The 13275-nt window shown below is 61.6% G+C and carries 14 protein-coding genes and 1 pseudogene; 5 read left to right on the top strand and 10 right to left on the bottom strand.

Features of this window, described 5'->3' with window-relative positions; genetic code table 11:
* Positions 1-76: 76 nt before the first annotated feature.
* Entirely contained in the window at positions 77-976 is a 900-nt protein-coding gene (locus AB6809_RS26260; protein ID WP_371027490.1) for a LysR family transcriptional regulator, read from the bottom strand.
* A 220-nt stretch (positions 977-1196) separates the two neighbouring features.
* Here AB6809_RS26260 and AB6809_RS26255 point away from each other — a divergent pair, with 220 nt between their 5' ends.
* Complete coding sequence (locus tag AB6809_RS26255; protein WP_371027493.1) at positions 1197-1880, top strand: HD domain-containing protein; 684 nt, start codon at positions 1197-1199, stop codon at positions 1878-1880.
* 47 nt (positions 1881-1927) lie between these two features.
* On the opposite strand, the pseudogene AB6809_RS26250 reads toward AB6809_RS26255, so the two are convergent.
* The 4 genes and pseudogenes from AB6809_RS26250 to AB6809_RS26235 form a co-directional block, all read right to left on the bottom strand.
* Positions 1928-3282, bottom strand: a pseudogene (locus AB6809_RS26250) (epoxide hydrolase family protein).
* A 55-nt stretch (positions 3283-3337) separates the two neighbouring features.
* On the bottom strand, positions 3338-4690 hold the full coding sequence (locus tag AB6809_RS26245) for an alpha/beta fold hydrolase (RefSeq protein WP_371027489.1): 1353 nt from the start codon (positions 4688-4690) through the stop codon (positions 3338-3340).
* 107 nt (positions 4691-4797) lie between these two features.
* Positions 4798-5808, bottom strand: coding sequence for a carbon-nitrogen hydrolase family protein (locus AB6809_RS26240; RefSeq protein ID WP_371027488.1), 1011 nt, complete (start codon positions 5806-5808; stop codon positions 4798-4800).
* 73 nt (positions 5809-5881) lie between these two features.
* A complete protein-coding gene (locus tag AB6809_RS26235) occupies positions 5882-6364 on the bottom strand; it encodes a MarR family winged helix-turn-helix transcriptional regulator (RefSeq protein ID WP_371027487.1) in 483 nt (160 codons plus the stop codon).
* Positions 6365-6720: 356 nt separating this feature from the next.
* Here AB6809_RS26235 and AB6809_RS26230 point away from each other — a divergent pair, with 356 nt between their 5' ends.
* Positions 6721-7575: a PA4780 family RIO1-like protein kinase gene (locus AB6809_RS26230; RefSeq protein ID WP_371027486.1), complete on the top strand. Its 855-nt coding sequence runs from the start codon at positions 6721-6723 to the stop codon at positions 7573-7575.
* Between the two features lie 37 nt (positions 7576-7612).
* Here AB6809_RS26230 and AB6809_RS26225 read toward each other — a convergent pair whose 3' ends face one another.
* The gene (locus AB6809_RS26225) at positions 7613-8317 is read right to left on the bottom strand and encodes an SDR family oxidoreductase (protein ID WP_310031932.1); all 705 of its coding nucleotides are present in this window, start codon (positions 8315-8317) and stop codon (positions 7613-7615) included.
* Positions 8318-8604: 287 nt separating this feature from the next.
* On the opposite strand from AB6809_RS26225, the gene AB6809_RS26220 reads away from it, so the two are divergent.
* A complete protein-coding gene (locus AB6809_RS26220; RefSeq protein ID WP_371027485.1) occupies positions 8605-9183 on the top strand; it encodes a TetR/AcrR family transcriptional regulator in 579 nt (192 codons plus the stop codon).
* A 57-nt stretch (positions 9184-9240) separates the two neighbouring features.
* On the opposite strand, the gene AB6809_RS26215 is transcribed toward AB6809_RS26220, so the two are convergent.
* The 4 genes from AB6809_RS26215 to AB6809_RS26200 all read right to left on the bottom strand — a co-directional run bounded on the left by AB6809_RS26215 (position 9241) and on the right by AB6809_RS26200 (position 12099).
* Complete coding sequence (locus AB6809_RS26215) at positions 9241-9636, bottom strand: nuclear transport factor 2 family protein (protein ID WP_371027483.1); 396 nt, start codon at positions 9634-9636, stop codon at positions 9241-9243.
* Positions 9637-9698: 62 nt separating this feature from the next.
* A complete protein-coding gene (locus AB6809_RS26210) occupies positions 9699-10319 on the bottom strand; it encodes an NADPH-dependent F420 reductase (RefSeq protein WP_371027482.1) in 621 nt (206 codons plus the stop codon).
* Between the two features lie 150 nt (positions 10320-10469).
* Complete coding sequence (locus AB6809_RS26205; protein WP_371027481.1) at positions 10470-11411, bottom strand: SDR family oxidoreductase; 942 nt, start codon at positions 11409-11411, stop codon at positions 10470-10472.
* A gap of 52 nt (positions 11412-11463) precedes the next feature.
* Positions 11464-12099, bottom strand: coding sequence for an NADPH-dependent F420 reductase (locus tag AB6809_RS26200; protein ID WP_371027480.1), 636 nt, complete (start codon positions 12097-12099; stop codon positions 11464-11466).
* 141 nt (positions 12100-12240) lie between these two features.
* Between AB6809_RS26200 and AB6809_RS26195 the strand changes: the two genes are divergently transcribed.
* Together AB6809_RS26195 and AB6809_RS26190 are read left to right on the top strand one after the other, a co-directional pair.
* Positions 12241-12693, top strand: a complete 453-nt coding sequence (locus AB6809_RS26195) for a winged helix-turn-helix transcriptional regulator (RefSeq protein WP_371027479.1) — start codon at positions 12241-12243, stop codon at positions 12691-12693.
* Between the two features lie 332 nt (positions 12694-13025).
* Complete coding sequence (locus tag AB6809_RS26190; RefSeq protein WP_114157407.1) at positions 13026-13259, top strand: hypothetical protein; 234 nt, start codon at positions 13026-13028, stop codon at positions 13257-13259.
* Positions 13260-13275: the final 16 nt, after the last annotated feature.

The following is a 13275-nucleotide window of genomic DNA, read 5'->3' as shown; positions in this document are numbered from 1 at the left end:
GCCAACGAAACAATGAAGAGGTTAACAGAGCATGATTCGGGTTAACAGCCCCTTCGACTCATTTTGTTAGGGTTTCTTATAGTGCTGCGGCCGCAATTGGCGGCGGCAGACAGGCGAGGAATGCACGCAAATGGGGCGAAGCGTCGTCCGTGCGAAAAGTTGCGGCGAGCGTCGAGCGATGCGTTGAACCGGGCCCGGTCAGATGGCGATACACGACGTCGCTGCGGCCGAGCCGCGCGACGGATTCGCCAATGAACGTGACGCCGAGTCCGGCCGCCACGAGCGCGATAGCGGTCTGGATTTCATACGCCTGATGAGCGACGAGCGGCGTCAGGCCGGCGTCCCGATACAACGATAGAACCGAGCGCTTGAACTGCGCATTCTGATGCTTCGGATAAAGGATCAACGGCGTATCCGCGAGATCGGCGATTTTGACTTTCTTCTGCGCGGCGAGCGGATGACCGGGCTCCAGTGCGACCATGACCCGTTCGCGCAGCAGCGGATATGACGTGCAACCGTCGATGGCCAGCGGCTGCCGGCCGATGCCGATATGAATGCGCATGTCGCGCAACGCATCGGTCTGTTCTTCGGTGAGCATCTCGAAGAGCTTCAATTCCACTTGCGGATACGCGTGATGAAATGCCTTGAGCGCGGGCGGCAAGATGCTGTACATCGCCGAGCGCGTGAAGCCGACGCTGAGCCAGCCGCGCCGGCCCACGCCGATTTCCTGCGTCGCGAGGCCGGCCTGCTCCAATGCGCCGAGTATCTGGCGAGCTTCTGTGCAGAGATAGTGGCCGGCTTCCGTGAGCGCGAGCGGACGCCTCGCGCGATCGACGAGCTGCGTGCCGAGCCGGTCTTCGAGTGAACGGATCTGCTGGCTGAGCGCGGGCTGCGCGATATGCAAGCGCTCCGCGGCGCGGCTGAAGTTGAGCTCCTCTGCAAGAATCACGAAGCACTGTAGAGCCCTAAGGTTCATGGCGATGGTGTCTGTCGTCGGTATGCGCAGGATAACCTACACCGTCGTAGGCGCCGCAGTTGGCAGAAAACGCCGTCTGGTTGGCTGTGTTCCAGGCATCGATCGAATTGAAAGTTGCTTGCCGCACTCCGATACTTTGGGTGCGGGCTTTCCTTCTCAACGTAGCTATCTCAAGCCGCCCGGAATGCGCGGCGACTACGCACACATTGGAGCAACGAACATGACGACGATTGCAGGAATCAAGATTCCCGATAGCGCAATGGCACGCGCAGCCACTCAACTGGTTCGCGACACAGAGTCGGACCTGCTTTTTCATCACTCCACTCGCGTGTTTCTTTTCGGTGCCCTCGCCGGCGAGCGCAAGCGGTTGAAGTATGACCCCGAGCTTCTGTATATAGGCGCAATGTTCCATGACATTGGGCTGACCGAACAGTTTCGCGGATCGCAGAACCGCTTCGAGGTCGACAGCGCAAATGCGGCGCGCAGCTTCCTTCAGGGGCATGGCATTCCCGAAGGCGAGGTCGAGCTCGTGTGGGACGCGATCGCCCTGCATACCACGCCGGGTATTCCGCCGTTCAAGAAGCCAGTGGTTCAACTCGTGACGGCAGGCGTCGAGATGGACGTGCTGGGCTTCGCGTATGACGAGTTCACCGAGGAACAGCGCAAGGTGGTGGTGGCGGCTCACCCACGCGGGGAGAACTTCAAGGAGCAGATCATTGACGCCTTTAACGAGGGCATGAAGCACCGGCCGGACTCGACATTCGGCACGGTCAACGACGACGTGCTTGCGTTGAAGGACCCGGGTTTCCGTCGCAAGAACTTTTGCAGGATCATTCTTGGAAACGCTTGGAACGACTCGAATTACGCGTGCACCTGCAATGATCCGGGGCATCGGCACGGCTGAACTGGATTGATGACGGCGAGTGCGGACGGCAGGAGAGAGCACGCCACTTACCGTAGCGACCGGAAAGCCGCCCTCAGTTCCTGAGCAAATATCGTCGGCTGCTCCCACGCTGCAAAATGGCCTCCTTTCTCGGCCTGATGGTAATAGATGAGGTGAGGGTAGGCCTTCTCGGTCCAGCTACGCGGCGCCTGATATTGCTCGCCGGGGAATACGCTGACGGCGACTGGAACCTTGACGCCTTTTGCGTTGAAGAATCCACCCTTATATTCCCAATAGAGACGCGACGCAGACACGCCCGTGTTAGTCAGCCAATACAGCGTGATGTTGTCGAGAACTTCGTCGCGCGTCAGTTCGCCTGTTGCGCTCGCACTCCGGTTCAGCGCTGCAGCGACTGCCGCGGCGGGCTGAGCATTGGCGTCGTTGTGATCGAGTAGCCAGGCCGCCAGGCCGCCAGGCCGACGGGTGAATCGTCAATGCCGTAGAGCGTCTGCGGGCGCGAGCCCATCAAGCGGGCGTAGTCCACTTGCTTGAACGTTTGGGCGAGCTGCCCGTAGGCGCGTTTCTCATCCGCTGACATACCGGCTGGCGCCGGGGCGCCGATCCTTAGCGCCTCGTCTATGTCCGCAGGAACTGTCGCGGGCATGTTGGTGTGGATGCCGAGCAGCCCCGGAGGTGCCTGCAAGCCCATTTGATCGACGACGAACGCACCCCAGTCCCCGCCTTGAGCGACGTAATGCTGATAGCCGAGACGGCGCATCAGCTCGGCCCACGCGCGCGCCATGTGTTCGGGACCCCAGCCTGTCGTCGTCGGCTTGCCGGAGAAACCGTAGCCGGGCATCGACGGGATGACGACGTCAAACGAATCGTCGGCTTTTCCGCCATACGCGACGGGGTCGGTCAGTGGCCCGATGAGCTTGACCTGTTCCAGCACCGAGCCGGGCCAGCCATGATTGATGATCAATGGAAGCGCATTCGGGTTCTTCGATCGAACATGGATGAAATGGATGTCCACGCCGTCAATGGTCGTCACGAATTGCGGTAACGCATTCAGCGTCCCTTCCGCTTTACGCCAGTCGTAATCCGTTGCCCAATAGCGCGCGAGTTTCTGCATCGTCTCAAGCTGCACGCCCTGTGACGAATCCGCTACGGTCTCCTTTTCCGGCCATTGCGTGGCGGCGATACGCCTGCGCAGGTCGTCGATCGCGACCTGCGGCACATGAACCGGTGCAAACGGACGGATCGACTCGTCCTGGACTCTTGCATGCTGTGTTGCCGGAAGTACATCCGGTGTTGGAACCGCGTACGCAGAGCTGAAAGCCGTCGCTAGCGTAAGGCCCAAAGAGGCTGCGACAAACGCAGCAAGCTTGCGCCGCGCGGGCGTTGATGATGCTGCAAAATACATGGTGACTCTCCTGCAATGAGTGCTCCAACGCATGCGGGTCGGAGCGTTTCGCGCTTTACGCACGCAATGGCCTTAACCCCGCTCGCACTTCATTCGCGAAGATGATCGGTTCTTCCCATGCCGCGAAGTGCCCGCCGGTTTCGGGTTTGTTGAAGTACATCAAATTGTGATAGGCCTTTTCGGTCCAGCTCTTCGGCGCCTGGTAGTTTTCTCCCGGAAAAGCGCTCACTGCGGCAGGCACGTTGACGTCGGCCGCAAGGAAGAAATTCGCGTGCGACTCCCAGTAGAACCGCGAAGCCGACACACCTGTATTGGTGATCCAGTAAAGCGTGATGTCGTCGAGAATGTCGTCCCGCGTCAGCGCGCCTGCGGAATGTCCATTGACGGGATGCCCGAGCACGGCCGCGCTCAGCGCCGCTGCGGGCTGGCCGTAGCCATCGCCGTGATCCAGCAGCCAGGACGCCAGCGCAACGGGCGAGTCGGCAAGTCCATAGAGCGTCTGTGGCCGCGTGCCCATTTCGACCGCGTAGCCCCGCTTCTTCTTGAAGTTCGCGCTCAACTGGTCATAAGCGTGCTTCTCCTCGTCCGATAAGCCTTGAGGCATCGGATCGCCGGCCGCCAGCGATTTGAGGATCTCAGCCGGAACGGCCGCCGGGAAATTCACATGAATGCCGATCAGTTCGGGCGGCGCCTGTTTCGCCATGATGTTGGTGACGATGCCGCCAAGATCGCCGCCCTGCGATGCAAAGCGCTCGTAGCCGAGCCTTTTCATCAACGTGACCCACGCACGGGCGGTGCGCTCCGGACCCCAGCCGGTCGTTGTGGGCCGTGCCGAAAAGCCGTAGCCGGGCAACGACGGAATCACGAGGTGGAATGCATCCGAAGCCGGTGCGCCGTACGCAGTCGGATTGACGAGCGGGTCGATGATCTTGAACTGTTCGATGATCGAGCCGGGCCAGCCGTGCGTCACGATCAGCGGCATCGCGTTCTCGTGCTTCGAGCGCACATGAAGGAAATGAATATCGAGCCCGTCGATCTCCGTGATGAACTGCGGATACGAATTGAGCCGTGCTTCGCATTTGCGCCAGTCGTAGCCGGTCGACCAGTATTGCGCAAGCGTCTGAATCATGGCGAGCTGGATGCCTTGTGACTCGTCGGGCACGGTCTCGCGATCAGGCCAGCGGGTCGCCTTGATACGGCGGCGCATGTCGACGAGTTGTGCCTCGGGCACTTGAACGCGAAACGGGCGAATTGCGGACTTGTCGCCGTTCGCGGGTTCGGTGATCCTGCCGATTGCCGGGCTGGTGTCCGCGAAAGCAAGCCGGCTGAGCGAACCGGCAGCCAGGGCCGCGGCGGCCGCACTGACGAAGTGGCGGCGGGATGAGGATTGGGGCGTGTCTTGTGACATGAGATTGTCTCCTGCTTGATCAGCGTGTTGTGTTGCGGGTGAAGTCGGCGGCGTGCGGCCCCACGAATACACACATCATTTGAAATTTGCGAACCAGCATCCTCTGGTCAGCGCGAACCTGCAACAGCGGCCGCCTGCGTGCGCACATCGTCGTCACTGTTGTCACTGACAGGCAACGAGTGCGGAGCGCGTTCGTGAACATGCGCGGTCGGCGTGCGGTCAATCATCAGACTGAGTAATTCGGGGCGGTTGTAGTGGCCGGCCGCGTCCATCAGCATCTTGCGGCGGTCGATTTGCGCGAAGTCGAGATCGACGATCACGTCGCCTTCTCCTGAACGGAGCGGTTCGGCCATCAACATGCCGTCAGGCGAGACGATGGTGGTGAAGCAGCCACCCGAGATCGGACCGATTCCACAACCGGTGTCCTTCATGATCTGCGCCTGCTGGTCGGCGTTGAGCCATGCCGTCGCGTTGACGACGAATGCGCCGGACTCGAGCGCATGCTGGCGGATATTGATTTCCATGCGCTGTGCGAACCCCTCGCCAAAGGCAGAGCCGGGGTACATCGCCGAATGGATCTGCTCGCCGTCGGCGATCATTGCGTAGCGGGCGAGCGGGTTGTTGTGTTCGAAGCATGCGAGCTGGCCGATGCGGCCGACGGCGCTGTCGACTGCACGCAAGCCCGAGCCATCTCCCTGGCCCCAGATCATGCGTTCGAAATGCGTCGGCGTGATCTTGCGGCGGCGCTGGATCAGCGTACCGTCAGCATCGAAGAGCAATTGTGTGTTGTACAGCGTGCCGCCATCGCGCTCATTCACGCCAATCGACACGACCATGCCTGCCTCTCGCGCGGCTTTGCCGATCGCGTCAGTCGCAGCGGACGGCACAGTCACAGCCTGCTCGAGCAGGCGCAAATGTTCGGAGCCCGAAAGAAGTTCGATGCCGGTCTGGACTGCCGAAAAGTAAGGGTAATAAGGCACGACCGTTTCCGGAAAAGTGGCGAACTGCACGCCCTTCAGGCCCAGTTCGTGGATCTTCTGCACCACTTTCGCGACGGTGGCTTCACGGCTATAAAGCACCGGACTGAACTGGACGGCGGCGGCTTTGACAACTTTCATGACGAACTCCTTGATGCGGGGAAGGGTGTGAGGCGTTGGTCGATCTTGCACATGCAACATCGACCGAAAAACTTCAAACGATGCGCGGCGGCAATTGCTGCGCGATATTCATGAGGCCATGTGCGCCGCCCTCGCCGAGGACGCGCGTCGCGTGGCTCTGTGCCGCGGCCCACGCGTTAGCGGCATTCGTGAGCAGCGCGTTGCCTTCGTGCGTGAGCGAAAGAGGGCGGCTGCGACCATCGCTGCCTGGCGCGCCTTCGGTAACCCAGCCTTGGGCGATCAGCGGTTGCAGGTTCCGTGTCAGCGTCGAGCGCTCGTGATAATTGCGTCGGCCCAGATCGGAGCGGCTCATCGGCCCGAATTCCGCGATCATTACGAGCAATGAGAACTGCGAAGCGACGATGCCGAACGGGCGCAACGCGTCGTCGTAGATCGAAGTGAGGAAACGCGAGATCTGCCGGGCGCGCGTCAGCAAACAACTGCGCGCGATCTGTCTGCTCGGCGCTTCACGCGCGGTGCAGTCCTGTTCAACGGGTCCGTTCGACTTATGCTGCATATGCACCACCTTCAGTTTGCGGAGCGGTGTTTGCTCGCGATGGGCGTATTTGAGCGGACGGACGTATCCCGCTTGTGTCCGGAAGTCGGTTGTTTGTAAGCGTGCGTATCGCTGTCGGTCGTGGATACGTTGAGATACATAAAGGCGCGGCGGGGGAAGCAGCAGGGTCGAAGGAGCAGTCGCCGGGGAATTTAAATCGGCTTATCCGCGGCCCCCGTATAATCCGGCATGACTCAATTCATCCCCACAGCAGTAAGCTTGCGCGCAGCGGCACCGGCTGCGCGTTTCATCGGCCCGGTCCATTCACCCTCCACTCGTGCGGAATCCACGTTCGTCGAGCTGCAGTCGGCGGTCGCATGAAAATACCTAAACGGCTTGCCCCGCTTCTCGAAGAAGGGCTCATCGACGAAGTCATCGGCCAGTTGATGAGCGGCAAGGAAGCAACGGTCTACGTCGTGCGCAGCGGCGAATCGACGCGTTGCGCGAAGGTCTACAAGGACGCGAAGCAGCGAAGCTTTCGGCAAGCCGCGTCGTATCGCGACGGCCGCAAGGTCAAGAACAGCCGGCAAGCGCGGGCGATGGAAAAAGGCACGCGCTACGGCCGTCAGATGCAGGAAGCGTCATGGCAGAACGCTGAAGTCGACGCACTGTTCCGGCTCGCCGCGGCAGGCGTGCGCGTGCCGCAACCCTATATTTGCACCGACGGCGTGTTGCTGATGGAGCTGGTGATCGACGAGATGGGCGACGTCGCGCCGCGCCTGAACGACGTCGATATGACCGAAGCCCGCGCCCTCGAACTGCACGCGCTGCTGCTGAACCAGGTTGTCCGCATGCTCTGCGCAGGCATGATTCACGGCGATCTGTCGGAATACAACATCCTGCTCGCAGCGGACGGCCCGGTGATCATCGATCTGCCGCAGGCCGTCGACGCCGCCGGCAACAACGAAGCCGCCTCGATGCTCAAGCGGGACGTCGACAACCTGGCCGCATACTTCGGACGGTTTGCGCCGCAAATTCTCACCGCGAGTTATGGCGCGGAGATCTGGACGCTGTTCGAATCGGGGCTGCTGCATGTCGATATCGAACTGACCGGCCGCATCGAAGTCGACACGCGACCGGTGGACCTCGATGGCGTGCTTCAGGAACTCGAAGAGACGCGTCTTGAGGAAGACGCGCGAGTACGGCGGCAGCAGGAACTGAGCGCGGGTTGATAGCCGCGCTCGATTTCGGGCGAACGCCGCGACGCCGTCAGCGAGGAGCCGGCTCGTTCAGATAGACGCCCGCGGACAGCGCGGCTTTCACCTCTCGCGTGAACTCGTCGGTGGACACTTCCTCCGCGCCGGCCTCAATCGCGTCGAATGCCTGACGCACGACGTCGGCCGGTGTCGCCTTCGGCACTTCAAGCCCGCGCGTCAGATCGGTGTCGATGAAGCCGGCATGCAGCCCGACAACCTGTGTGCGCTGCTCGCGCAGCGAATGACGCAGGCCGTTGGTCACCGCCCACGCGGCCGACTTCGACACGCCGTAGCCGGAAAGGATCGGCCGGTTGATCCAGCTCGCGACCGACAGCACGTTCAGAATCGCGCCGCCGCCGTTGCCGGCGAGGTGGCCCGCGAACGCGCGCGACATCGCGAGCATCCCGAAGACGTTGGTTTCGAAGTGATCGCGCAACACGTCGAGCGCGCCGTCGTCGGTCAGGCTGCCCAACCGCGCAATGCCCGCGTTGTTGATCAGTAGCGTGACGTCGCGCGCGGCTTCCGCGGCAGCGGCCACAGCCGCCGGATCAGTCACGTCCAGCTTGAGAGGCACGACGCCCGGCAGCGTCACGCTGGCCGGATCGCGCGCGCCCGCATAGACCTTGCGCGCGCCTCGTTCGAGCGCCTGTCTCGCGAACTCGAGGCCAAGCCCACGGTTCGCGCCCGTCACCAAAACAACAGAACCTTCGATTTTCATGACGCATCCTTTCCTGGGGTTGATCGCCGGCGCGCGGGCTCGCCGGGCGCAAGAAATCGGGTGAAAACGATCGGGTGAAACATCGGCATCAAAGACGGCATGACCCACATTGCCGTTTGCACCTTGTCCCGTGTCGCTTCGCGTCATGGGCCAAAGTCGGCTAAACTTATCTCAATGTCGATCGCCATCGTCTTAAGACGCATTGTGTCGACGCAATTCGGACATGTCAATGGTGATCGACATTATGTTTATTAATCGATGCGATCGCGTGAACAAAGGAGGAATCGATGGGTGTGTCACGACAGCAGGCCGCCGAGAACCGCAGCGCGATCGTCGCGGCGGCCGAGCGGCTGTTCCGCGCGCGCGGGGTCGACGCTGTGGGGCTCGCGGAGTTAATGAAGGAAGCCGGTTTTACACAGGGCGGCTTCTACAACCATTTCAAGTCGAAAGACGCGCTGGTCGCCGCGGTGATGGAAAAGGCGATGGAAGACTATGCAGATTCGCCGAACGCCGGGAGCCTGGCAAAGCAGGCGGCGCGCTACCTGTCGACGCGGCACCGCGGCGACATCGAGGCCGGCTGTCCGCTGTCCGGGTTCGCGGGCGACGTGCCCCGTATGAGCGACGCGGCGCGCGCGTCCTACACGCGCGGGCTGGCGGCGCATCTCCGCCGGCTTGAAGCCATGATTTCCGCGGAAGGCGCAACGGCGAAGCAGAGCCGTCACGATGCCATTGCGGCGTTCAGTCAGATGGTCGGCGCACTCGTGTTGTCGCGTGCGGTCGTGAGCGCCGATCCCGCCTTCGCCGACGAGATCCTGGAGGTGGGGCGTCGCACGCTTGTCGATAGGACGCCATCTACGACCCCATGAGCGCTGGCTCCGAATTCACGGCGGGCGAGCACGTCGCGAGTTGCGGGGCCTTCAGCTTTAAAGATCGCAGGCCCGCGCCAGTGCAAGTGTGTCGATGTACTCGCGGATGTTCGTCACCTTGCCATTTCGAACGGTAATGGCGAAGACCCAATCGTCGTCGAACGTCCTGTTCGTGGCTTTGACTCTGCCCGTGGCGAAGCCGACGACCAGAACCCGGTCGCCCTGCGCGACGAATTCGAAAGGGGCTGGGTATGACGTTTCAACCGTGTCGGACGCCTTCTGAAGCAAATCCGCCAATCCCGCGTGTCCGCGATGAGTGCCGGCCAGCGGCCACTCGCCCGGAATGATCCACTCTATGTCTTCGGCGGAAATCGCGAGCAGGCCCTGCTTATCGCCGCGGCCCATTGTTGCAAAAAAATCCTTCACAATCTGGACATTCTCCTGCGTGCTCATTGAAATTCTCCGTTTCTGTTTCATGTGGCCGAAAAGCCACCGGAGGACGTCGCGCCGGTGATTCAGCCAATCTCGACGTTCAACGCGATATCCCATGTGCCGGCGCCGTTTTTCGCGAGGCCGATCATCATCAGACCGAGCGCCTCGAGCGTCGCGGCCATGTGCAGGCCACCCACATCCAACGGACGCAGTCCGATACTCTCGATCAAGGTCGAGACGCGCGCCTTGGCCTGTGCATCGTCGGCTGCGATGAACGCGTCGAGGCGTCCGTTTTTGGCCAGTACGTGGCCGAAGACAGTGTTGAACGCTTTTACGACGTGCGCGGTGGCGGGAAGACCCTTGGCGATCTCCTGCGCGCCGGAACTGCCGTGCGGGGTGACGAGGCCGGAAAGGTCCGGGGCGACCGGATTGGTGATGTCGATGATCACCTTGCCTTCGAGCGCGTTTCCGTAATCGGCGACGACCGCCGCCGCACTGCCGTACGGCACGGCGAGGATGACGATATCGCCTGTCGGCGCGGCGGCGTATGTCCCCGTGGTCGCTCCCGCTGAGAGCTTATCGGCCAGCGCCCGCGCTTTGGCTGGGTCGCGGTTCAGGACCTCGACGGTATGTCCTGCCTTGGCGATACGGCCGGCGACCGCTGTGGCCATGGTTCCTGCGCCAATGATGCTAATCGTGCTCATGTCAAATATCCTTCTGAGTTGGGGTATGCCCGTCATCTGTACGAGGCTTCGCCCATGATGTTTTCCGTGTGCGCCGAGCCACTTGCGTCACCTTCCTGCTACTCCGTGACGGGCTCGGTGCGATGGGGGAGTCACTGCCGTCTGCTTAGCTCAACGGGCAGGGAAGTAGTGGCCATTGTCCATATCGGCAAACAGGCCGGGCTGCGTTGGTGTCCAGCCGAGCGTCTCGCGCGTGATGGCATTCGACGCCGGGGTATCCAGTGTGACCAGATTTGCAAGGAATCCGAAGTACCCAGGCAGCATCAGCACGTCTGCGGGAATGGGTACGGCGGGCAGCTTCAAGCGACTGCCGATCGCCTCGGCGATCTCGCGGTACGCAATGCTCCCCTCTGCAACCGCGTGCCAGCTTCTGCCGGCGGCGCCTTTCTCAAGCGCCAGGCGGAACACGGTGGCGACGTCGCGGGTGTGCACGGCGGCCCACCTGTTCGCACCGTCTCCGGGGTAACCGACGACACCCTTTTCCTTCGCCAGCCCGATTAGCAGCGGAAGGAAGCCGGCATTATCGGTCGCGCTGTGCATGATTTCAGGAATCCGAACGACTGAAGAACGCACGCCTTTTTCCGCGAGCCCGATTACCGTGGTTTCCACGATGTTACGAACCCGCAAGGTGTTCTTGTAGGGATCGCCGCCGGGAAGAGGTGGATCCTCCTCGGTGGCCGGCCGGCCCAGGTTGTCCCAGCCGGGCGAGCCGATGCTTCCCGATGAGACCAGCGGCTTTCCGGTTCCGGCCAGCGCCTCGCCATATGCGAGCATGATCTGAAGCTCCGCATCGGCCACGGCGTTGATCCCGCCGACCGGAATCAGGTCTTGCCGGTGTGCGACATGGATGACGCCGTCGGAGGCGGCGGCCGCTTCTTTAAGGCCGTCGAGATCCTCGAGGCTACCGAGACGCGGCTTCGCGCCAAGTGCGGACACCGCCGCCGCCGCCTTGTCTGAACGAGCGAGGGCGGTGACCTGATGGCCTGCCGCGATGAGGTCGGAGATGATGTACGGGCCGGAATGGCCGGTCCCGCCAGTGACGAAAACCTGCATGTGAATGTTCCTTATGAGTAATGTGATGCGGGAAGCGGTGGTCCCGGTGCATTCAACCGGGAAGGCTGACGCCGATTGAGAAGTTCGTGTGCTTGACCGAGTGGGCGAGGAGGCCCAGCGACAGCAGGCACGCGTGCTCCAGTGACCTCGCCATTGGCAACGGCCCGGTATCCATTGGACGCAGTCCGAGGCTCTCGATGAACGCCGAGACGCGTGCGTTCGCGTGCGCGTCGTCTCCGGCGATGAACACGTCCAATGCGTGGCCCGGGACGGGACCGGCCGCCAGGACGTGGGAGAACTGGGTGTTGAACGCCTTGACGACTTTCGCATCGGCAGGGGCGGCCTTAGTGATCTCCTTCGCGCCGAAACTGTCTCCAGGGGTCACGAAGCTCGTGTGATCGGAGGCGACCGGATTCGTGATGTCGACAAGAACCTTGCCTGCCAGCCCTTCGCCGTACTGCTTCACCACGTCGAGAACGGCGGAGTAGGGAGCCGCCAGGATGACAATGTCCCCGGCCGGGGCGGCGCCGAACGCGCCTGTCGTCGCGCCGGCTCCGATCTGCGCGGCGAGCGTCCGCGCCTTGACGGCGTCGCGACTCGTCACCTCGACGGTGTGTCCCGCCTTCGCGGCGAGGCCGCCGATCGCTGCGGCCATGCCGCCTGTGCCGATGATGCTGATAGTGCTCATATGCAGCCTCCTGGTTTGTTGGGTGCTGCTCGTACTCCCGAACAACCATGCTAAACACATTGCTTGCAAAAAACAAGTAAACGGCGCAAATTACTTGCGTTATGCAAGCGATGTTAATATCGAGCGATGAAGACGACATCCATGAAGACGACATCTAAAGAAGACATTCGGTCCCATTGCGCAGTGAACTACGGCGTGGAGGTTTTCGGCGACCGGTGGTCGCTCCTGATCATTCGCGACATCGTCTTTGCCGGCAAGAAGACGTATGGCGAGTTCCTGAGATCGGAGGAGGGAATCGCGACCAATGTCCTTGCTTCGCGCCTTGCGTTTCTTGAGGAGCAAGGAATTCTCTCGAGGGCACCCAGTGCCGACGACAGGCGGAAGGACTTTTACACGCTGACCGAGAAGGGCCTGGACCTCATTCCCGTCGTGCTTAACATAGTCGTTTGGAGCGCGAAGCACGATTCGAAGTCGTACGTTCGGCGCTGCAACGAGTTCGTTGCCCGATTAAATCGAAACCCCGTGCAGGTGAGCGAAGAGGTGAAGGCGCTGATCCGCAATGGCGGATGTATGTTTCCTGAGAGCAACGAATAAGCAAGACGGCAAGCGCGCCGTGTTACGTCGCACGAACGATATGCGCACACCACCGGGTGCGTCGCGAATTACCGAAACCCCGCCGCTGTTTTCGCAACGCAGACAGTCCTCAAAAACCTGTTTGCTACGGCACGACACCTTTCTCCCCCTCGCGTGCCGAAAGCGCTTGAAAAGCCTGCTGGTAAATTTTTAATTCCCCTTTGTTTTCAGCGGCTTGGACGGCTATTTCCGCCTTGCGCGGTTAAGCCTGGCATACCCTGTGCAAATACCCCTGTGAGCGCAACGAATAGTGCTCTTCCTTCCAGACTGAAGACCCTCACAGGAGATTTACCATGAGCTCGCTGATCATCAAAGACATCGCCCATTCCGAAGACCTGTCCGCCAAGGCTCTGTCCGCTGTACGCGGCGGCAGCAACTACAACGTCGGCAACGTCAATGCCGCTTATGGCGGCGGCTTCGCCAGCCCGGGCGTCGTCGTGGCACCGGTCACGCAGACCGACACGCACACGAAGGTCGAGATCCCGACGATCATGAACTTCGGCGGCCTGCAGTTCGCCAAGGCGTGAGTTAAGCGCCGGGGAG

It is taken from the genome of Paraburkholderia sp. RCC_158, from assembly GCF_041355255.1.
GTDB classification, from domain to species: domain Bacteria; phylum Pseudomonadota; class Gammaproteobacteria; order Burkholderiales; family Burkholderiaceae; genus Paraburkholderia; species Paraburkholderia graminis.
The sequence above is the reverse complement of the archived record's forward strand: the minus strand, read 5'-3'. Positions and strand labels throughout refer to the sequence as shown.

Excerpts from the sequence above, each read along its gene's own strand:
- AB6809_RS26210 (WP_371027482.1), bottom strand. The coding sequence starts at position 10,319 with ATGAGCACGATTAGCATCATTGGCGCAGGAACCATGGCCACAGCGGTC.
- AB6809_RS26260 (WP_371027490.1), bottom strand. The coding sequence starts at position 976 with ATGAACCTTAGGGCTCTACAGTGCTTCGTGATTCTTGCAGAGGAGCTC.
- AB6809_RS26200 (WP_371027480.1), bottom strand. The coding sequence starts at position 12,099 with ATGAGCACTATCAGCATCATCGGCACAGGCGGCATGGCCGCAGCGATC.
- AB6809_RS26245 (WP_371027489.1), bottom strand. The coding sequence starts at position 4,690 with ATGTCACAAGACACGCCCCAATCCTCATCCCGCCGCCACTTCGTCAGT.
- AB6809_RS26235 (WP_371027487.1), bottom strand. The coding sequence starts at position 6,364 with ATGCAGCATAAGTCGAACGGACCCGTTGAACAGGACTGCACCGCGCGT.
- AB6809_RS26195 (WP_371027479.1), top strand. The coding sequence starts at position 12,241 with ATGAAGACGACATCTAAAGAAGACATTCGGTCCCATTGCGCAGTGAAC.
- AB6809_RS26230 (WP_371027486.1), top strand. The coding sequence starts at position 6,721 with ATGAAAATACCTAAACGGCTTGCCCCGCTTCTCGAAGAAGGGCTCATC.
- AB6809_RS26190 (WP_114157407.1), top strand. The coding sequence starts at position 13,026 with ATGAGCTCGCTGATCATCAAAGACATCGCCCATTCCGAAGACCTGTCC.
- AB6809_RS26255 (WP_371027493.1), top strand. The coding sequence starts at position 1,197 with ATGACGACGATTGCAGGAATCAAGATTCCCGATAGCGCAATGGCACGC.
- AB6809_RS26215 (WP_371027483.1), bottom strand. The coding sequence starts at position 9,636 with ATGAGCACGCAGGAGAATGTCCAGATTGTGAAGGATTTTTTTGCAACA.
- AB6809_RS26225 (WP_310031932.1), bottom strand. The coding sequence starts at position 8,317 with ATGAAAATCGAAGGTTCTGTTGTTTTGGTGACGGGCGCGAACCGTGGG.
- AB6809_RS26220 (WP_371027485.1), top strand. The coding sequence starts at position 8,605 with ATGGGTGTGTCACGACAGCAGGCCGCCGAGAACCGCAGCGCGATCGTC.
- AB6809_RS26240 (WP_371027488.1), bottom strand. The coding sequence starts at position 5,808 with ATGAAAGTTGTCAAAGCCGCCGCCGTCCAGTTCAGTCCGGTGCTTTAT.
- AB6809_RS26205 (WP_371027481.1), bottom strand. The coding sequence starts at position 11,411 with ATGCAGGTTTTCGTCACTGGCGGGACCGGCCATTCCGGCCCGTACATC.